The sequence below is a fragment of the Rhizobium sp. P1_E1 genome (assembly GCF_056406015.1).
On sequence record NZ_JBFUAY010000019.1, the window covers coordinates 47,436 to 66,762 of the forward strand.

Annotated in this window: 21 protein-coding genes; 20 read left to right on the top strand and 1 reads right to left on the bottom strand. The window is 61.3% G+C overall.

Annotated features, from left to right (window positions below; translation table 11 throughout):
• The first annotated feature begins 53 nt into the window (after window positions 1-53).
• Entirely contained in the window at window positions 54-407 is a 354-nt protein-coding gene (locus AC1D1Z_RS10215) for a RidA family protein (protein WP_113542464.1), read from the top strand.
• 292 nt (window positions 408-699) lie between these two features.
• Here AC1D1Z_RS10215 and AC1D1Z_RS10220 read toward each other — a convergent pair whose 3' ends face one another.
• Complete coding sequence (locus tag AC1D1Z_RS10220) at window positions 700-1,194, bottom strand: hypothetical protein (RefSeq protein WP_131646887.1); 495 nt, start codon at window positions 1,192-1,194, stop codon at window positions 700-702.
• A gap of 315 nt (window positions 1,195-1,509) precedes the next feature.
• Here AC1D1Z_RS10220 and sdhC point away from each other — a divergent pair, with 315 nt between their 5' ends.
• The 19 genes from sdhC to AC1D1Z_RS10315 all read left to right on the top strand — a co-directional run.
• On the top strand, window positions 1,510-1,905 hold the full coding sequence (gene sdhC, locus AC1D1Z_RS10225; RefSeq protein WP_018243894.1) for a succinate dehydrogenase, cytochrome b556 subunit: 396 nt from the start codon (window positions 1,510-1,512) through the stop codon (window positions 1,903-1,905).
• A gap of 10 nt (window positions 1,906-1,915) precedes the next feature.
• Window positions 1,916-2,296, top strand: coding sequence for a succinate dehydrogenase, hydrophobic membrane anchor protein (gene sdhD, locus AC1D1Z_RS10230; protein WP_018448193.1), 381 nt, complete (start codon window positions 1,916-1,918; stop codon window positions 2,294-2,296).
• 6 nt (window positions 2,297-2,302) lie between these two features.
• Window positions 2,303-4,144 (top strand): succinate dehydrogenase flavoprotein subunit, encoded by a 1,842-nt coding sequence (sdhA, locus tag AC1D1Z_RS10235; protein WP_447011022.1) that lies wholly within the window; start codon window positions 2,303-2,305, stop codon window positions 4,142-4,144.
• Between the two features lie 18 nt (window positions 4,145-4,162).
• Window positions 4,163-4,942 (top strand): succinate dehydrogenase iron-sulfur subunit, encoded by a 780-nt coding sequence (locus AC1D1Z_RS10240; RefSeq protein ID WP_003567268.1) that lies wholly within the window; start codon window positions 4,163-4,165, stop codon window positions 4,940-4,942.
• A 5-nt stretch (window positions 4,943-4,947) separates the two neighbouring features.
• Window positions 4,948-5,697, top strand: coding sequence for a nucleotidyltransferase domain-containing protein (locus AC1D1Z_RS10245; protein WP_245515876.1), 750 nt, complete (start codon window positions 4,948-4,950; stop codon window positions 5,695-5,697).
• A gap of 206 nt (window positions 5,698-5,903) precedes the next feature.
• Window positions 5,904-6,419, top strand: coding sequence for a protease inhibitor Inh/omp19 family protein (locus AC1D1Z_RS10250; RefSeq protein ID WP_003543526.1), 516 nt, complete (start codon window positions 5,904-5,906; stop codon window positions 6,417-6,419).
• 47 nt (window positions 6,420-6,466) lie between these two features.
• Window positions 6,467-7,630 carry a cell division protein ZapE gene (gene zapE, locus AC1D1Z_RS10255; protein ID WP_130653210.1) on the top strand — a complete coding sequence of 388 codons (1,164 nt, stop codon included), beginning with the start codon at window positions 6,467-6,469 and terminating at the stop codon, window positions 7,628-7,630.
• 177 nt (window positions 7,631-7,807) lie between these two features.
• Entirely contained in the window at window positions 7,808-8,770 is a 963-nt protein-coding gene (gene mdh, locus AC1D1Z_RS10260; protein WP_018482680.1) for a malate dehydrogenase, read from the top strand.
• A gap of 36 nt (window positions 8,771-8,806) precedes the next feature.
• Complete coding sequence (gene sucC, locus AC1D1Z_RS10265) at window positions 8,807-10,000, top strand: ADP-forming succinate--CoA ligase subunit beta (protein ID WP_131646886.1); 1,194 nt, start codon at window positions 8,807-8,809, stop codon at window positions 9,998-10,000.
• Window positions 10,001-10,008: 8 nt separating this feature from the next.
• Window positions 10,009-10,500: a DUF1579 family protein gene (locus tag AC1D1Z_RS10270; RefSeq protein ID WP_131646885.1), complete on the top strand. Its 492-nt coding sequence runs from the start codon at window positions 10,009-10,011 to the stop codon at window positions 10,498-10,500.
• 13 nt (window positions 10,501-10,513) lie between these two features.
• A complete protein-coding gene (gene sucD, locus AC1D1Z_RS10275; protein WP_011653811.1) occupies window positions 10,514-11,416 on the top strand; it encodes a succinate--CoA ligase subunit alpha in 903 nt (300 codons plus the stop codon).
• Window positions 11,417-11,589: 173 nt separating this feature from the next.
• The gene (locus AC1D1Z_RS10280) at window positions 11,590-14,574 is read left to right on the top strand and encodes a 2-oxoglutarate dehydrogenase E1 component (protein ID WP_131646884.1); all 2,985 of its coding nucleotides are present in this window, start codon (window positions 11,590-11,592) and stop codon (window positions 14,572-14,574) included.
• Between the two features lie 15 nt (window positions 14,575-14,589).
• A complete protein-coding gene (locus AC1D1Z_RS10285; protein ID WP_018243883.1) occupies window positions 14,590-14,898 on the top strand; it encodes a YciI family protein in 309 nt (102 codons plus the stop codon).
• 39 nt (window positions 14,899-14,937) lie between these two features.
• A complete protein-coding gene (gene odhB, locus AC1D1Z_RS10290) occupies window positions 14,938-16,203 on the top strand; it encodes a 2-oxoglutarate dehydrogenase complex dihydrolipoyllysine-residue succinyltransferase (RefSeq protein WP_131646883.1) in 1,266 nt (421 codons plus the stop codon).
• A 13-nt stretch (window positions 16,204-16,216) separates the two neighbouring features.
• Window positions 16,217-16,966, top strand: coding sequence for a DUF4241 domain-containing protein (locus AC1D1Z_RS10295; protein WP_065276356.1), 750 nt, complete (start codon window positions 16,217-16,219; stop codon window positions 16,964-16,966).
• Entirely contained in the window at window positions 16,963-17,493 is a 531-nt protein-coding gene (locus AC1D1Z_RS10300) for a hypothetical protein (protein ID WP_028733518.1), read from the top strand. The genes AC1D1Z_RS10295 and AC1D1Z_RS10300 overlap by 4 nt, the downstream gene beginning before the upstream one ends.
• Complete coding sequence (locus AC1D1Z_RS10305) at window positions 17,490-18,242, top strand: SDR family oxidoreductase (protein WP_131646882.1); 753 nt, start codon at window positions 17,490-17,492, stop codon at window positions 18,240-18,242. Before AC1D1Z_RS10300 ends, AC1D1Z_RS10305 begins: the two co-directional genes overlap by 4 nt.
• Before the next feature lie 21 nt (window positions 18,243-18,263).
• Entirely contained in the window at window positions 18,264-18,902 is a 639-nt protein-coding gene (locus tag AC1D1Z_RS10310; protein WP_131646881.1) for a LysE family translocator, read from the top strand.
• Between the two features lie 26 nt (window positions 18,903-18,928).
• Window positions 18,929-19,327 (top strand): FAD-dependent oxidoreductase (locus AC1D1Z_RS10315; RefSeq protein ID WP_477850403.1); only part of this gene is annotated, 399 nt, incomplete at its 3' end.

Genomic DNA, 19,327 nt, shown 5'->3' on the forward strand with positions numbered 1-19,327 from the left:
GGATGAAGGGTCGACGACCCAATTTCAAGCATTCATGGAAGTCTGCGAATACGATGATGGGGCAAGCCAAAGTTGACGAAACTCTCCTCGCAGATGCCGCCTATCTGCCCGGCCAGGTCGCAAACCTCACGAGGGGAGCGAGCGTGACGGCACAAACCAACGAAATACTGGAGCGCATCAATGACATGCTGCTGCGCGAAGGTACCGACAAGTCAGAGATCATTCTCGTCAACATTTGGCTTAGGGACCTTGCCTCTTTCGAGGAAATGAACAGAGCCTGGGATGCTTGGATCCCGGATAGCGGAACGCCACGGCGGGCAACGTTTGAGGACAAGAATCTCCCGCCGATGTGCGCCATCCGTATTGACGTAGCCGCGTCGCGAAAGAGTGAGGCCGGGCAAATTTGAACCGCCTGTATTCGTCATCTTCACACTCTTGTCAGCAAAGCCGGACCCGGAAGTGCTTGAAGCAGGACGGTCTACATTTCGTCGAAGAGGGCTATGTCTTGCTAGAGCGGTACAGCTTTTAACGGAAGCGCAGGACCGCTCTGGCTTTTGTTTTTACGCAATTCCGGACGGAAAACCGCTTCGCACTTTTCCTGGAATTGCTCTTTGTGATCAAGGGATGATGTAACCGGTAAGGTAGGCGAAGAGCGGCCTCGGAATTTGCTACAGGATTCCGCACTTTCGGCATCATGCTCTAAGGCCGGATGACGCAGACATTGGCCTCGTAGGCGCAGGGATCGTCTTGAACGGCAATATCGATGACCTTCGCCTTCGGGGCCAGTTGCTCAGGCCGTGCGGGGGGATAGAAGCCATAGCCGTCGCCGCCGACATAGGTTCCGCCATCAGCCTGATAGACGTAGGAAGAGCCGGCATAAGTGTCGCCGCCACCACCACCCTGCGCCTGGGGTACGACGACGATGAGATTGTTGCGGGCGACGCGATTGGTCGCCGGCGATGAAAACTGTTTCAGGAACGGCATCCGTTCTTTGCGGTTCCGGTTTCGATAGGCGTTGTCGAAACGGATGCCGCGATCGCGCCAGCCGATACGTTCGCCGAGGAGTAATCCGCCGTGGAAAGCGTGACGATGGCCGGGAAAGCGATGATCGTTGCGGCGGTCGCCGGCTTCGGCGGGAAGTGCAGCAAGCGCGGACAAGGTAATCAGGGCGACTGCGGACAGACTGCGAAACATGGGTGGCCGGCCTCCGGAATTCCGATCCCTAACAAATCGTTAACGCCAGATTGCGCCAAAAGCCGACGCTTGTCCATTCAGGTCGGACAACCGGCACAAAATTTGAGCGGAAAAGACCAGTTTCTTTAGCCTGCGAACTTCCCGGTAACGCGAATCGATTAAATTAAAAGCAGACAGCGATTGTGCTTGTCGTCGGCGTTCCCGGTGATTAAACGTCGCAATTGATGCAACGCACACAGAGAATTTTGTCATTCGTGTGGTTGACTGAGCATGCTCCGAAATCCGGGAGCGCAGAGAAGCCGCCGCGAGGTTCTGATGGCGAACGTGACAAATAACCGGCCCCTATCGCCGCATCTGCAAATCTACAAGCCTATTCCCACCATGGTCATGTCCATCGTTCACCGCATTACCGGTGGCGCGCTCTATGTCGGCACGGTGCTCGTCGCCTGGTGGCTGATCGCGGCGGCAAGCGGCCAGGGCTCCTATGACTGGGCCAATTGGGTGCTCGGCAGCCTTCTCGGCAAGCTCGTGCTTCTCGGCTATACATGGGCGCTGCTGCACCACATGCTCGGCGGCTTCCGCCACTTCATGTGGGATCTCGGCTATGGCTTCGGGAAAGAGTTCTCGACCAAGCTCGCCATCGCCAACATCATCGGGTCGCTCTGTCTGACCGTGCTGGTCTGGGTGATCGGCTTCCTCATTCGCTTCTGAAGGTCCTCTCATGGATATGCGCACCCCCCTCGGCAAGGTTCGCGGGCTCGGCTCCGCCAAGGACGGCACGGACCATTTCTGGCGTCAGCGGCTGACGGCCGTCGCCAATGTTCCGCTCATCCTGTTCTTCGTCATATTCATGCTCGCCTATGCCGGCGCGCCGTATGCGGATGTGGTTCGCGCCTTGTCGAACCCCTTCGTCGCGGTCGTCATGGGGCTGATGGTGATCTCGGGCGTCATTCATATGAAGCTCGGCATGCAGGTCATCATCGAGGATTACGTGCATGGCGAGTTCGGCAAGATCGTTCTCCTGATGCTGAACACGTTTTTTGCGATCCTGATCGCCGGCCTCTGTCTCTTCGCCATTCTGAAAATCGCATTCGTAGGATAAGCTGATATGGCACCGACTTCACCCGCCCAGAATGGCAAGGCCTACAAGTATGTCGATCACTCCTACGACGTGATCGTCGTCGGCGCCGGCGGCGCCGGGCTGCGCGCCACGCTCGGCATGGCCGAGCAGGGTTTCCGCACGGCCTGCATCACCAAGGTGTTTCCGACCCGCTCGCATACGGTCGCGGCCCAGGGCGGCATCGCCGCCTCGCTGCGCAACATGACGCCGGATAGCTGGCAGTGGCACCTCTACGATACCGTCAAGGGTTCCGACTGGCTCGGCGACGTCGACGCCATGCAGTATCTCACCATGGAAGCGCCGAAGGCGGTCTATGAGCTCGAGCATTATGGCGTGCCGTTCTCGCGCAACGAGGAAGGCAAGATCTATCAGCGCCCGTTCGGCGGCCACATGCAGAATTACGGTGAAGGCCCGCCGGTACAGCGCACCTGCGCCGTTGCCGACCGTACCGGCCACGCCATTCTGCATACGCTCTACGGCCAGTCGCTGCGCAACAATGCCGAATTCTTCATCGAGTACTTCGCGCTCGACCTGATCATGTCGGAAGACGGCAGCCGCTGCACCGGCGTCGTCGCCTGGTGCCTCGATGACGGCACCATCCATCGCTTCGCCGCCAAGATGGTGGTGCTGGCGACTGGCGGCTACGGCCGCGCCTATTTCTCGGCAACGTCGGCCCATACCTGCACCGGTGACGGCGGCGGCATGGTGGCGCGTGCCGGCCTGCCGCTGCAGGACATGGAATTCGTCCAGTTTCACCCGACCGGCATCTACGGTTCGGGCTGTCTGATCACCGAAGGCGCGCGCGGCGAAGGCGGTTACCTGGTCAACTCCGAGGGCGAGCGCTTCATGGAGCGTTACGCGCCTTCGGCCAAGGACCTTGCCTCGCGCGACGTCGTTTCGCGCTGCATGACGCTGGAGATCCGTGAAGGCCGCGGTGTCGGCAAGAACAAGGACCACATCTTCCTGCATCTCGACCACCTCGATCCGGCCGTTCTGCATGAGCGCCTGCCGGGGATTTCCGAGAGCGCCAAGATCTTCGCGGGCGTCGACGTCACGCGCGAGCCAATCCCGGTTCTGCCGACCGTTCACTATAATATGGGCGGCATACCGACGAATTATTGGGGCGAAGTGCTGAACGCCGACAGTGCCAATCCGGAACGGATCATCCCCGGCCTGATGGCTGTGGGTGAAGCCGGCTGTGCCTCGGTGCACGGCGCCAACCGTCTCGGCTCCAACTCGCTGATCGACCTGGTGGTCTTCGGCCGCGCCGCTGCGATCCGTGCCGGCGAGGTCATCGACCGCGCAGCGCCGATCCCGCATCTCAACGTCGCAGCCTGCGACAAGATCATGGACCGCTTCGACGGTCTGCGTCATGCCAGCGGCGGCACGCCGACGGCGGAACTGCGCGAGAAGATGCAGCGCGCCATGCAGGAAGACGCTGCCGTCTTCCGCACGCAGGAATCGCTGGAATCCGGTTGCCAGCGCATCTCGGCAATCTGGGGCGAGATGAAGGACATCAAGGTCACCGACCGCTCGATGATCTGGAACTCGGATCTGGTCGAGACGTTGGAGTTGCAGAACCTGATGGCTAACGCCATCACGACGATCTATGGCGCCGAGGCCCGCAAGGAGAGCCGCGGTTCGCATGCTCGGGAAGACTATGCCGAGGGTGCATTCGCGGGCCGCGACGACGTCAACTGGCGCAAGCACACACTCGCCTGGGTGAACGAAGCAGGCGACGTGAAACTCGACTACCGGCCGGTCCACACCGAGCTGATCGCCGAAGGCATCGATCCGCACAAGATCGAGCCGAAGGCTCGCGTGTACTGATCTCAAGAGGAACCGGACATGGTTGAACTCGCTCTCCCCAAGAATTCTCAGATGCGCGAAGGCAAGGTCTGGCCGAAGCCGGCGGGTGCCAAGAACACCCGCGAATTCCGCGTCTACCGCTGGAGCCCGGATGACGGTCAGAACCCGTCGATCGACACCTTCTACATCGATGTCGACGATTGCGGGCCGATGGTGCTCGACGGTCTTCTCTACATCAAGAACAAGATCGACCCGACGCTGACGCTGCGCCGTTCCTGTCGCGAGGGCATCTGCGGCTCCTGCGCGATGAATATCGACGGCACGAATACGCTCGCTTGCACCAAGGGCCTCGACGATATCAAGGGCGCGGTGAAGATCTATCCGCTGCCGCATCTGCCCGTCGTCAAGGATCTGGTTCCGGACCTCACCAACTTCTATGCCCAGCATCGTTCGATCGAGCCATGGCTGAAGACAGTGTCGCCGGCGCCGGCCAAGGAATGGAAGCAGAGCCATGAGGACCGGCAGAAGCTGGACGGCCTCTATGAATGCATCCTCTGCGCCTGCTGCTCGACCTCCTGTCCGAGCTACTGGTGGAACGGCGACCGCTATCTCGGTCCGGCCGTTCTGCTGCAGGCCTATCGCTGGCTGATCGATTCCAGAGACGAGGCGACCGGCGAGCGCCTCGACAATCTCGAGGATCCATTCCGCCTCTATCGCTGCCACACGATCATGAACTGTGCGCAGACCTGCCCGAAGGGCCTCAACCCGGCCAAGGCGATCGCCGAAATCAAGAAGATGATGGTCGAGCGCCGGGTTTGATCAGCGTGCATGCCGATGGCGGAATCGACGGCTTCGATCCCGAAGCCGTCACAGAGATCAGGTCGCGGCTTGCCTCTGTGCGCGAACAGGGCATCCGCATCGGTTTTGCGATCGAAAGTGGTAGCCGCGCCTGGGGCTTTCCATCTCCCGACAGCGATTATGATTGTCGCTTTGTCTACATCCGTCCCGTCGAGCATCATCTTGCTCTTGTTTCGGCGCGCGATGTCATCGAGTTCCCGATCATTGGCGATATCGATACCGGCGGTTGGGATCTCAGAAAGGCGTTGCGGCTTGCGCTCAAGGGAAACGCCGTGGTGGTAGAATGGCTGAAATCGCCGATCGCCTACGAAGAGGAAGCTGGTTTTCGCTCCCGTCTCGGCGCGTTTCTTGATCGCGTCATGGTGCCGGAGAAGGTCGCTGCGCATTATGTCGGACTTATGCGGCGGCATTTTCAAAGCCATGGCGAAGACGTGATCAAGCTGAAGACGCTGCTCTATGCTCTGCGTCCGGCCATCGCGCTCGAATGGATGCGACAGCGTTCATATCGCGTGCTACCGCCGATGAATATGCTGGAATGCCTTGAGACGATCTCCGTCGCGCCGGAACTTCGGGCAGCGATACTCGATCTCGTGCATGTCAAGAAGCAGACGCGCGAAAATGGGTGTGGGCCTGCCGCCGGCACTGGTGCAAGTGTTCCTGCAGGGTGCACTGGAGCGCTATTCCGAGACATTGCGCGAGTTCGACAGGGATCCTGACAGAGATGAACGCGCGCAACACCTTGCTGACAAATTCTATGTGCAGGAAGTTTTGCAGCGGGACAGTTGAACTGTATCGTTTTTCGGTTAGTTGTTGTCACGGGCAATTTATGCAGCACGACTTGATTAACCAAATCGAATTACGATAATCGGACTTGTCTCACGCCCGTTTCTCTACGGCGATAGCCGAATTCAGGAGTATGATGATGCAGTTGCGATATGCGATGACAGGTCTGGTGGTGGTTCTGTCGCTAGCCGGTTGTCAGCGTACGGCATATGATTACAGCTCCAACGCCAGTGCCGGCCCGGCGCCGTTGACGGCGCAGCCGGTTCCCTCGGTGCAGGGTGGGCAGCTTCCTCCGCCGACCGGCAGCTCGCAGTTTCCGGCCGCGCCGACGACGACGGCGCCGATGCCGGGCGCTCAGCCTGGCGCAATGGCAGCAAATGCGCTCGATATTACCAAGGAATCGATGGTCGGAAGCTGGCGTGTCAACGGCAGTTGCGACATGTTCCTGACGCTCACCAATCTCGGCAGCGGTTCGCGCGGCGGAACGCGTGGCTGCGTCGGCGAGCTGACGGCGATGGGCTCCTGGGAGGTCGCCGGCAAGCAAGTGCTGCTCAAGGACCGCTCCGGCAACCAGCTCGGCAGCGTCTACAAGACGGCCGACAACCGCTTTGAGGGGCAGACGAGCACGGGCCAGTCGATTAGTCTCAGCCGCTAAATGTTCCAGCAGGTCTCCTGCGATGACTGACAGGCGGATATGCCCTCATGCAACCAATGCCGGATTATGCGCTCAGCGTCTGCGAACAGCTTAAAGCGCTGACCGCATCGGGCGCGCTCCAGGTTGATTCCGCCCAGTTGGACGTGGCAAAGAGCCTCGATCGGGTGCTTGCCGGGCTGAAGCAGCGGCGGCCGGCGGCAAAATCGAGTGCGCTTGGATGGCTGTTTGCCGCCAAGAAGAAGTCCGCCGACGGCATCAAGGGGCTTTACATCCACGGCAGCGTCGGGCGCGGCAAGACCATGCTGATGGACATGTTCTTCGCAATGGCGCCGTGCAGGAAGAAACGGCGGGCGCATTTCCACGAATTCATGGCGGATGTGCACAACCGCATCGCGGCACACCGGCTGAAGCTCAAGAACGGCGAGACGAAGCAGGCCGATCCGATGCCGCCGGTCGCCGCAGCGCTCTACGCGGAGGCAGAGCTGCTCTGCTTCGACGAGTTCACGGTCACCGACATCGCCGATGCGATGATCCTGTCGCGGCTGTTTTCCGAGCTCTTCGCGCGCGGATGCGTGCTGGTCGCGACCTCGAACGTCGAGCCCGACAATCTCTACACGGATGGCCTCAATCGCGGCCTCTTCCTGCCGTTCGTCGCCTTGCTCAAGCAGCATGTCGATGTCGTCACCCTGGATTCGCCGACCGACTACCGGATGGAGAAGCTGAGCAGTCAGCCGGTCTATCTGGTGCCGATCAACGAGCATAACGACATGGCGATGGACGCGTCCTGGACACAGGCGCTGCATGGGCGCAAGGCGCAGCCGCAGGATATTCCGATGAAGGGGCGCCACATCCATGTGCCGCTCGCCGTCGACCGCATGGCGCGGTTCTCTTTCGCCGATCTTTGCGACAAACCGCTCGGGGCGGTCGACTTCCTGGCCATCGCCGAACGCTTCGATACGGTCTTCCTCGATCACATTCCGTTGCTCGGGCCGGAAAAGCGGAACCAGATCAAACGGTTCATCATTCTGGTCGATACGTTTTACGATCATGCCGTGCGGCTTTACATTTCCGCGGCGGCCATGCCGGAGGAACTGCTATTGCAGCGCCGGGGCACCGAGGGCTTCGAATTCGACCGCACGGCATCGCGCCTGTTCGAGATGCGCAGTGCGGAATATCTTGCGCTGCACCATGAGAAACGCGCCGCAGAGTAACAATTCAGTGACAGAATGTCTTACGTTTACGTAAGAATTTTTGTATCTAAACGATTGAAAACGCTGCATCAAAAATAATGAATTGCCATTTTTTGGCTTTGGGTCTATGCGATTGCGTCATTGGGCGGTGCCTTGCGCGTCCGTTCGACGAATTTGATCGCAAAGGAAACAGCGAAAATGGCGCGTAACAAGATCGCACTCATTGGTTCTGGCATGATTGGTGGCACGCTGGCGCACCTCGCCGGCCTGAAGGAACTGGGCGACATCGTTCTCTTCGACATCGCGGACGGCATTCCCCAGGGCAAAGGACTCGATATCTCCCAGTCGTCGCCCGTCGAAGGCTTCGACGTCAATCTGACCGGTGCCAGCGACTATTCCGCGATCGAAGGCGCTGACGTGTGCATCGTCACCGCAGGCGTCGCCCGCAAGCCCGGCATGAGCCGCGATGATCTTCTCGGGATCAACCTCAAGGTCATGGAGCAGGTTGGCGCCGGCATCAAGAAGTATGCGCCGAACGCCTTCGTGATCTGCATCACCAATCCGCTCGACGCCATGGTCTGGGCGCTGCAGAAGTTTTCCGGCCTTCCCGCCAACAAGGTCGTCGGCATGGCCGGCGTTCTCGACTCCTCGCGCTTCCGCCTCTTCCTCGCCAAGGAATTCAACGTGTCCGTCCAGGACGTCACGGCTTTCGTTCTCGGCGGCCACGGCGACACGATGGTACCGCTCGCCCGCTACTCGACGGTCGGCGGCATTCCGCTCACCGACCTCGTCACCATGGGCTGGGTCACCAAGGAGCGCCTCGAAGAGATCATTCAGCGCACCCGTGACGGCGGCGCTGAAATCGTCGGCCTGTTGAAGACCGGCTCGGCCTATTACGCGCCGGCTGCTTCGGCGATCGAGATGGCCGAATCCTACCTCAAGGACAAGAAGCGTGTTCTGCCCTGCGCTGCCCACCTCACCGGTCAGTACGGCGTCAAGGACATGTATGTCGGCGTTCCCACCGTCATCGGCGCCGGCGGCGTTGAGCGCATCATCGAGATCGATCTCAACAAGACCGAGAAGGAAGCCTTCGACAAGTCCGTCGGCGCCGTCGCCGGTCTCTGCGAAGCCTGCATCAACATCGCGCCGGCCCTCAAGTAGTCGACGGGCTGAAGTAATCGAAACAGGGATACACCCATGAACATTCATGAATATCAGGCCAAGGCTCTGCTGAAGGGCTATGGCGCGCCGGTTGCCGAAGGTGTGGCTATTCTCAAGGTTGAAGAAGCCGAGGCTGCCGCCAAGTCGCTTCCCGGTCCGCTTTACGTGGTCAAGAGCCAGATCCATGCCGGGGGCCGCGGCAAGGGCAAGTTCAAGGAGCTCGGGCCTGATGCCAAGGGCGGCGTTCGCCTCGCCAAGTCGATCGAGGAAGTCGTTTCCCACGCCAAGGAAATGCTCGGAAACACGCTGGTGACCGCCCAGACCGGCGAAGCCGGCAAGCAGGTCAACCGCCTTTACATCGAAGACGGCGCCGACATCGCCCGCGAACTCTATTGCTCGATCCTTGTCGACCGCTCGGTTGGCCGCGTTGCCTTCGTCGTATCGACCGAAGGCGGCATGGACATCGAGGCCGTCGCCCACGACACGCCCGAGAAGATCCAGACGATCGCCATCGATCCGGAAGCCGGCGTGACGGCTGCCGACGTTGCTGCGATCTCCAAGGCTCTGCAGCTCGACGGCGCTGCCGCCGAGGATGCCAGGTCGCTTTTCCCGGCGCTTTACAAGGCCTTTGGCGAAAAGGACATGGCTCTCCTGGAAGTCAATCCGCTGATCGTCATGAAGGATGGCCACCTGCGCGTCCTCGATGCCAAGATGTCTTTCGACGGCAACGCCCTTTTCCGTCACGATGATGTCAAGACGTTGCGCGACGAAACCGAAGAAGACGCCAAGGAAATCGAGGCCTCGAAGTGGGATCTCGCCTATGTTGCGCTCGACGGCAATATTGGCTGCATGGTCAACGGTGCTGGTCTTGCCATGGCGACGATGGACATCATCAAGCTCTACGGCAAGGAGCCGGCCAACTTCTGCGACGTCGGCGGCGGCGCCGGCAAGGAGAAGGTTGCTGCGGCTTTCAAGATCATTACCGCAGACCCCAAGGTCGAAGGCATTCTCGTCAACATCTTCGGCGGCATCATGAAGTGCGATGTCATTGCCGAGGGCGTGATTGCCGCGGTCAAGGAAGTCGGCCTCAAGGTTCCGCTCGTCGTGCGCCTTGAAGGCACCAATGTCGAGCTCGGCAAGAAGATCCTGAACGAGTCGGGTCTGGCGATCACGGCGGCCGACGACTTGGACGATGCTGCCAAGAAGATCGTCGCGGCGATCAACGGCTGAGAACGATCATGGCCTTCCAGTCCACGCCCTCCGCTGCTCATTTCCGCCTCAACGCCTTCGCCGGCGTGTGGGAAGGGGACGAGCGTGTCGCGGCGTCGGCGTGGGCGAGTGAAGGCAGGGCCAGTGCTGAGTTTTCCGGCGAGGTATTGTTCGGCGGGTTCTTCCTCGATCAGCGCTATCGCCAGACGCGCGATGGTGCTGTTTCGTTCGAGGCGCGAAATGTTTTCGGCTTCGATGCTTCGGACCAGACCTACAAACTCTACCAGTTCGATACCGCAGGTTTTGCGCCGCCCGTACCGGCGTCAGGCGAGTGGAACGGCAGTGAGCTGGTGCTGATGAAGACTTCGCCGCGCGGCAGCCAGTGCACCGTATTCACATTTGAAAATGAAGACTGCTACCGGATGGGCGTCAGCTTTTCGCCTGCAGGCAGCGATACTTGGCAGGAGGTCGTCAGCGGCGTCTATCGTCGCGCGTCCTCCACGTCTTCCAACCTCTCCTAAACAAAGGCCTCGCATGTCCATTCTCGTCAACAAAGACACCAAGGTTCTCGTTCAGGGCCTAACCGGCAAGACCGGCACGTTCCACACCGAACAGGCGCTCGCTTACTACGGCACCCAGATGGTCGGCGGTATCCATCCGAAGAAGGGTGGCGAAACCTGGACCGGCGCCAAGGGCGAAAGCCTGCCGATCTTCGCAACCGTTGCCGAAGGCAAGGAAAAGACCGGCGCCAACGCGACCGTCATCTATGTTCCGCCGGCCGGCGCTGCCGACGCGATCATCGAGGCGATCGACGCCGAGATCCCGTTCATCACCTGCATCACCGAAGGCATCCCGGTCATGGACATGGTGCGGGTCAAGGCTCGCCTCGACCGCTCCAAGTCGCGCCTGCTCGGCCCCAACTGCCCGGGTATCCTGACGCCGGAAGAATGCAAGATCGGCATCATGCCGGGCTCGATCTTCCGCAAGGGTTCGGTCGGTATCGTTTCCCGCTCAGGCACGCTGACCTATGAAGCCGTGTTCCAAACCTCCAATGAAGGTCTCGGCCAGACGACGGCCGTCGGCATTGGCGGCGACCCGGTCAAGGGCACCGAGTTCATCGACGTCCTGGAAATGTTCCTGGCCGACGAAGCCACCCAGTCGATCATCATGATCGGCGAAATCGGTGGTGCAGCTGAGGAAGACGCAGCCCAGTTCCTCAAGGACGAAGCCAAGAAGGGCCGCAAGAAGCCGATGGCTGGCTTCATTGCCGGTCGTACGGCCCCGAAGGGCCGCACCATGGGCCATGCCGGCGCGGTGGTTTCCGGCGGCAAGGGCGATGCGGAATCGAAGATCGCGGCGATGGAATCGGCAGGCATCAAGGTGTCGCCTTCTCCGGCCCGCCTCGGCAAGACGTTGGTTGAAGTCCTCAAGGGCTAAGCCACCTATACATGGACCGGGTGGAGGAACGGCATCTGCGCCTTCCGCCCGGCCTCGACGACACGAAAACAGCAGATGCGCCGCGGACAGGCGGCAATCGGAATGCGGCAGCCGGCCATCAAGCCGGCAAATTCATCAAGTCAGGAGGCGGACGGAAGCGTCCGCATATCACCATGGCACGGCAAGAAGCCAACGAGCAGTTTCAGGTCACCTCGTTTCTGGATGGCGCCAACGCTGCCTATATCGAGCAGCTCTACGCGCGGTACGAAGAAGATTCGGCATCGGTCGACGACCAGTGGCGTGCCTTCTTCAAGGCGCTGGAGGAGGATCCCAGCGATGTGAAGAGGGCAGCCAAGGGGGCTTCCTGGCGCAAGAAGAACTGGCCGCTTCAGGCAAGCGGCGATCTGGTATCGGCTCTCGATGGCGACTGGGGCATCGTCGAGAAGGTGATCGAGACCAAGGTCAAAGCCAAGGCTGAAGCTCAAGGCAAGCCTGCCGACAGCGCCGAGGTCCTGCAGGCGACGCGCGATTCCGTGCGCGCCATCATGATGATCCGCGCCTACCGCATGCGCGGCCACCTGCATGCCAAGCTCGACCCGCTCGGCATCGCCGCACCCGTCGACGACTATCGCGAGCTGTCGGCGGAGAATTACGGCTTCACGGCCGCCGATTACGACCGCAAGATCTTCATCGACAACGTGCTCGGCCTGGAATACGCGACCATCCGCGAGATGATCGAAATCCTCGAACGCACCTATTGCTCGACGCTCGGCGTCGAATTCATGCATATCTCCAATCCTGAAGAGAAGGCCTGGATCCAGGAGCGCATCGAGGGACCGGACAAAGGCGTGGCCTTTACGCCGGAAGGCAAGAAGGCGATCCTTGCCAAGCTCGTCGAAGCCGAAGGCTACGAGCAGTTCCTCGACGTCAAGTTCAAGGGCACGAAGCGTTTCGGCCTCGACGGCGGCGAATCGCTGATCCCGGCGCTGGAACAGATCCTCAAGCGCGGCGGCCATCTCGGCCTCAAGGAAGCCGTGTTCGGCATGGCCCATCGCGGCCGTCTGAACGTGCTCTCCCAGGTCATGGGCAAGCCGCACCGGGCGATCTTCCACGAGTTCAAGGGCGGCTCGGCCGCTCCCGACGAGGTCGAGGGCTCGGGCGACGTCAAGTACCATCTCGGTGCCTCCTCCGACCGCGAATTCGACGGCAACAAGATCCACGTTTCGCTGACGGCGAACCCCTCGCATCTCGAAATCGTCGATCCCGTCGTCATGGGCAAGGCCCGCGCCAAGCAGGATATGAATGCCACCGTCTGGGACGGCGATATCATCCCGCTTTCCGAACGCGCCAAGGTTCTACCGCTGCTGATCCACGGCGATGCGGCTTTTGCCGGCCAGGGTGTCATTGCCGAAATCCTCGGCCTTTCCGGTCTGCGCGGCCACCGCGTCGCCGGCACCATGCATGTGATCATCAATAACCAGATTGGTTTCACCACGAACCCGGCCTTCTCGCGCTCGTCGCCCTATCCGTCCGACGTCGCCAAGATGATCGAGGCGCCGATCCTGCACGTCAACGGCGACGATCCGGAAGCGGTCGTTTATGGCGCCAAGATCGCCACCGAATTCCGCATGAAGTTCCACAAGCCTGTTGTGCTCGACCTGTTCTGCTACCGCCGGTACGGCCACAATGAAGGCGACGAACCGTCCTTCACGCAGCCGAAGATGTACAAGGTAATCCGCGCCCACAAGACCGTGTTGCAGCTCTATGCGGCCCGGCTCGTCGCCGAAGGACTGCTCACTGACGGCGAAGTCGAGAAGATGAAGGCCGATTGGCGCGCCCATCTCGAACAGGAGTTCGAGGCCGGCCAGCACTACAAGCCGAACAAGGCCGACTGGCTGGACGGCGAGTGGTCGGGCCTGCGCACGGCCGACAATGCCGACGAGCAGCGCCGCGGTAAGACCGCCGTGCCGATGAAGACGCTGAAGGATATCGGCCGCAAGCTCTCGGAGATCCCGGCGGGCTTCAATGCGCACCGGACGATCCAGCGCTTCATGGAAAATCGCGCCAACATGATCGCCACCGGCGAGGGTATCGACTGGGCGATGGCCGAAGCGCTCTCCTTCGGTGCGCTCTGCGTCGAAGGCAGCAAGATCCGCCTGTCCGGCCAGGATTGCGAACGCGGCACCTTCTCGCAGCGCCACTCGGTTCTCTATGATCAGGAAACCGAAGAGCGCTACATCCCGCTCGCCAATCTTTCGCCGACGCAGGGGCGCTACGAAGTCATCAATTCGATGCTTTCGGAAGAGGCCGTGCTCGGTTTCGAATACGGCTATTCGCTCGCCCGTCCGAATGCGCTGACGCTCTGGGAAGCGCAGTTCGGCGATTTCGCCAACGGCGCGCAGGTGGTTTTCGACCAGTTCATCTCGTCGGGCGAACGCAAGTGGCTGCGCATGTCGGGCCTCGTCTGCCTGCTGCCGCACGGCTATGAAGGTCAGGGTCCGGAACATTCCTCGGCCCGCCTCGAGCGTTTCCTGCAGCTTTGCGCGGAAGACAACATGCAGGTCGCCAACGTCACGACGCCGGCGAACTACTTCCACATCCTGCGCCGGCAGGTGAAGCGCGACTTCCGCAAGCCGTTGATCCTGATGACGCCGAAGTCACTGCTGCGCCACAAGCGGGCGGTCTCCACGCTTGCCGAAATGGCCGGTGAATCCGCCTTCCATCGCCTGCTCTGGGACGATGCCGAGGTGATCAAGGACGGCCCGATCAAGCTGCAGAAGGACAACAAGATTCGCCGCGTCGTCATGTGCTCCGGCAAGGTCTATTACGATCTTCTCGAAGAGCGTGAAAAGCGCGGCATCGACGACATCTATCTCTTGCGCGTCGAGCAGCTCTATCCGTTCCCGGCAAAGGCGCTCATCAACGAGCTGTCGCGCTTCCGCAATGCCGAGATGGTCTGGTGCCAGGAAGAGCCGAAGAACATGGGCGCCTGGTCGTTCATCGACCCCTTCCTCGAATGGGTGCTCGCCCATATCGACGCGAAATACCAGCGCGTCCGTTATACCGGCCGTCCGGCCGCCGCCTCGCCGGCGACGGGTCTGATGTCCAAGCATCTGTCGCAGCTCGCCGCATTTCTCGAGGATGCATTGGGCGGTTAAAACAAGGGGGGCGCAATGGCTTATTTCTTTCTGAGACTGCAGCCGCCGCGCCCCACTTTCCCGCATGACGGGACCGGGGAGGAAATGGCGGCGATGAAACGCCATGTCGAATACTGGCATCGGCACGCCCTTGCGGGATCGGCGATCATCGTCGGCCCCGTCTTCGAGGGTGAAGGCGCCTGGGGCATGGCGATCGTCGAGGTCGAGGATCAGGCGGCGGCGCAGGTTCTTGCCGACGGCGATCCGATCATCGCTTCCGGTTTCGGCTTCCGTTTCGATATCCTGCCGATGCCCTCGATCATCTCGCGGCCGCCCGCCGTCTGAAACACATAAACGAAAACACACGAAATCAGGATCTGAACAATGGCCACAGAAATCCGCGTTCCAACTCTCGGTGAATCCGTCAGCGAGGCAACCGTCGGCACCTGGTTCAAGAAGGTCGGCGACGCCATCAAGGCCGACGAGCCGATTCTCGAGCTTGAAACCGACAAGGTGACCATCGAAGTTCCAGCACCCGCCTCCGGCACGCTTTCGGAAATCGTCGTCGCCGCCGGCGAGACCGTCGGCCTCGGCGCGCTGCTCGGCCAGATCGCCGAAGGCGCAGCTGCCGCTGCCGCGCCGGCTGCTGCCGCACCGGCCGCCGCACCTGCCCAGCCAGCCCCGGCTGCTCCCGCCCAGCCAGCGCCAGTTGCCGCTGCTGCGTCGTCGTCATCAAGCGCTTCCGTCTCCACCATGCCGCCGGCACCGGCGGCTTCGAAGATGCTTGCCGAAAACAATCTTTCCGCCGACCAGCTCGACGGTAGCGGCAAGCGCGGCCAGGTGCTGAAGGGCGACGTCATCGCCGCCGTCGCCAAGGGCATTTCCGCTCCGGCGGCCGCACCCGCGGCAACGCCTGCCGCCGCGCGTGGCCCGTCGACGGTCGAGGATGCCTCGCGCGAAGAGCGCGTGAAGATGACGCGCCTGCGCCAGACGATCGCCAAGCGCCTCAAGGACGCGCAGAACACCGCCGCCATGCTGACCACCTACAACGAAGTGGACATGAAGGCGGTCATGGACCTGCGCAACAAGTACAAGGACATTTTCGAGAAGAAGCACGGCGTCAAGCTCGGCTTCATGGGCTTCTTCACCAAGGCGGTGACGCATGCGCTGAAGGAATTGCCGGCCGTCAACGCTGAAATCGACGGCACCGACGTCATCTACAAGAACTACTGCCATGTCGGCATGGCCGTCGGCACGGACAAAGGCCTCGTCGTTCCTGTCATCCGCGACGCCGACCAGATGTCGATCGCCGAAATCGAGAAGGAACTCGGCCGTCTTGCCAAGGCAGCCCGTGATGGCTCGCTCTCCATGGCCGACATGCAGGGCGGCACCTTCACCATCACCAATGGCGGCGTCTACGGTTCGCTGATGTCTTCGCCGATCCTCAACGCGCCGCAGTCCGGCATTCTCGGCATGCACAAGATCCAGGAGCGGCCGGTGGCGATCGGCGGCCAGGTGGTCATCCGTCCGATGATGTATCTGGCGCTGTCCTACGATCACCGCATCGTCGACGGCAAGGAAGCGGTCACCTTCCTCGTGCGCGTCAAGGAAAGCCTGGAAGATCCGGAACGTCTGGTTCTCGATCTCTGAGGGAGCGCTTTCGATGCGGAACCGGATCATGCGAGCGGCGCGCCTTCTTCTTTGCGCTGCCGCCGCGCATATTCCGGTCTCCGCATCGGCTGCCGGCTGGGACATCAGCAAGGCAAGCAGCAATTTCGAGCTGGTGGCGCTGAGCGATGCCGAACTCTCCGGCCGGTCGATCGGTGCGATCCATATGGGCAATGTCGAGCTGACATCGGGGCGCATCGTTGCGGCCGATCCGCTGGCCCAGCCCGATCGTCCGGCGCTCGCAAGAACGGTTGCGCCGGGCGACTATCCGGTGACGCTCTACCAGGCCTTCGGGCGCATCGCCGCCGCCAGCATGCGGTTTGCCGAGGGCAGGCCGGATCATTGGGAGCTTGCGGTCCTGCCCGGGCAGGACACGGCGACGCTGAAGGACGGCGAGATCTTCGGCTATCCCGTCGATGCCGGCCTCGGCTGCTACATGGATGCCGATACGCTTGATCTGATCGGGGAGCGTGAAGGGCAGGTACAGGCACAGAAACCGGATGCCGACGTCAATTATTACGATGACGTGCTGGCGTCGGACCTCGATGCCAACAAGGGCATCTATGCACTGCACCGGCCGGTTGCCGGCAGACGAGGCAATGTCGCCGTGTTCTGGAGCGGCTGGGGCGACGGTTTCTACCCGGTTTTCTGGGGGCTCGACAAGGACGGCCGCGCGCTGGTGCTGCTGACGGATTTCAGCGTTGTCGAAAACGCCGACGGGCGGAAGGAGCCGAAGCTGCAATGAGCGGAAGGATCGGGATCATGGCGGGACGGAAAGGTGTGGCTGCGGTCGCAGCTGCCGCGTTTTTTGCCGTTCCGGCATCCACCTTCGGCGCCGCATGTAAGCAGGAACAAGCCGTCTACGTCGATCGCGACGGTGCCTATGAATTGCGCTTCGCACCGCTGAATTCTCCATCGGCCGCCGCCAGCAACCAGTTCAAGGTCAGCGCGCTCAAGACACCTGTCGTGATGGAAGGTTATGTCATGCCATCGGAAGATCCGGTGCGCGCCATCGGCATCCTGATGTTCAACTGCCCCGAGGGCGATGCGACCGGCGCCGATCTCGATGCCTGCACGGTCTGGCAGGGCGCCGTCTACGGCATGGATGCCGAGGGTGAGATGGACAATCTGCAGCCCGAAGGTGCTGCGGCGGCCGAAAAGCTCGTGCTCCCCGGCCTTGGTCCCGCCATCCGCGAATCCAGTGCCTGGGGCGAGGGCAAGGCTTCGGTAGCGCCTTGGGACGTACTGACATTCAAGGAGTGTGCGACATGAGCGATGCACCTGTTGTTCTCATCACCGGCGGAAGCCGGGGTATCGGCGCCGCGGCCTCAAGGCTCGCCGCGCGCCAGGGCTGGCGTGTTGCGGTGAATTATGCCGCCAACCGCCAAGCCGCGGATGCGGTCGTGGCTTCGATCACAGAAGGCGGCGGCGAGGCCGTGGCGATCCAGGGTGACGTCGGCAAGGCTGCGGATATCGTCTCGATGTTTACGGCGGTCGACCGGCATTTCGGCCGGCTTGACGGGCTCGTCAACAATGCCGGCATCGTCGACTATCCGCAGCGCATCGATGAGATGTCGGCGGAGCGAATCGAACGCATGCTGCGCGTTAATGTGACCAGCTCCATCCTCTGCGCCGCAGAGGCCATACGCCGGATGTCGAGCCGGCATGGCGGGCAGGGCGGGGCGATCGTCAATATCTCGTCGATGGCGGCGATCCTCGGTTCGGCGACGCAGTATGTCGATTATGCCGCTTCGAAGGCGGCGATCGACACCTTCACTGTCGGCTTGGCGCGTGAAGTCGCTGCCGAGGGCATCCGCGTGAATGCGATAAGGCCCGGCATCATCGAGACCGACCTCCATGCTTCGGGCGGGCTGCCTGACCGGGCACGCGAGATGGCGCCGGCGGTTCCGATGCTGCGTGCGGGCACGCCCGAGGAGGTGGCGGATGCGATCCTCTATCTTCTGTCACCTTCGGCTTCCTATATAACCGGCGCGATCCTCAATGTGAGCGGCGGCCGCTAGAACGACAGGGCGAAAAACAGCATGCAATATATTCTCGAATTCCTCGGCCTGATGGCCGTCTTTTCGATCTTCATCGTCGTGCCGGGCGCCGATTTTGCCGTTATCCTGCGCCAGAGCATCGTGCATGGGCGACGCGGCGCCATCATGACCGGGCTCGGCATGGGCTTCTCCCTCCTCTTCCACATCAGTTACACTATCCTCGGCCTCGGCCTGATCGTGTCCAAATCACTGATGCTGTTTGCTGTCATCAAATGGGCAGGCGTCGCCTATCTGGTCTATCTCGGCATCAAGTCCTTCCGCGAACCGGGCTTCAAGGTGAGGGATATCGAGGTGACGGCGGAAGACCGCAAGCCGGTCTCAATGTTGAAATGCCTGGGCATGGGCTTCATCACCAATGCGCTGAACCCGAAGCCGGTGCTGTTCTTCCTGTCGCTGTTTTCGACGCTCGTCCATCACGACACGCCGGCGCTGATCCAGTTCTCCTATGGCATCGGCATGGCGACGGCGCTGGTCGCCTGGTTTGCCGGCGTCTCCTATTTCTTCACGGTCAAGGCGATCCGTGACCGCTTCATCGCCAGCGGCAAATGGTTCAACCGCATCACCGGAGCGGCACTTGTCGGCTTCGGCTTCCGCCTCGCTTTGTCGCGCGCGGCCGATTAAACGAAAAATCCAAAGGGAAAGAAGCAATGTCCTACGATGTGATCATTATCGGAACCGGCCCGGGCGGCTATGTCTGCGCCGTCAAGGCGGCCCAGCTTGGCCTCAAGGTCGCCGTCGTCGAAAAGCGGGCGACCTATGGCGGCACCTGCCTGAACGTCGGCTGCATTCCGTCGAAGGCGCTGTTGCATGCCTCCGAAATGTTCCATCAGGCCGGCCACGGAATGAGCGCGCTCGGTATCGATATTCCGGCGCCGACGCTCAACCTCGGCAATATGATGGCCCACAAGGATGCGACGGTGAAGTCGAATGTCGACGGCGTCGCTTTCCTCTTCAAGAAGAACAAGATCGATACCTTTCAGGGCATCGGCAAGGTCGTCTCGGTCGGCAAGGTTTCCGTCACCGCCGACGACGGCAAGGTGCAGGAG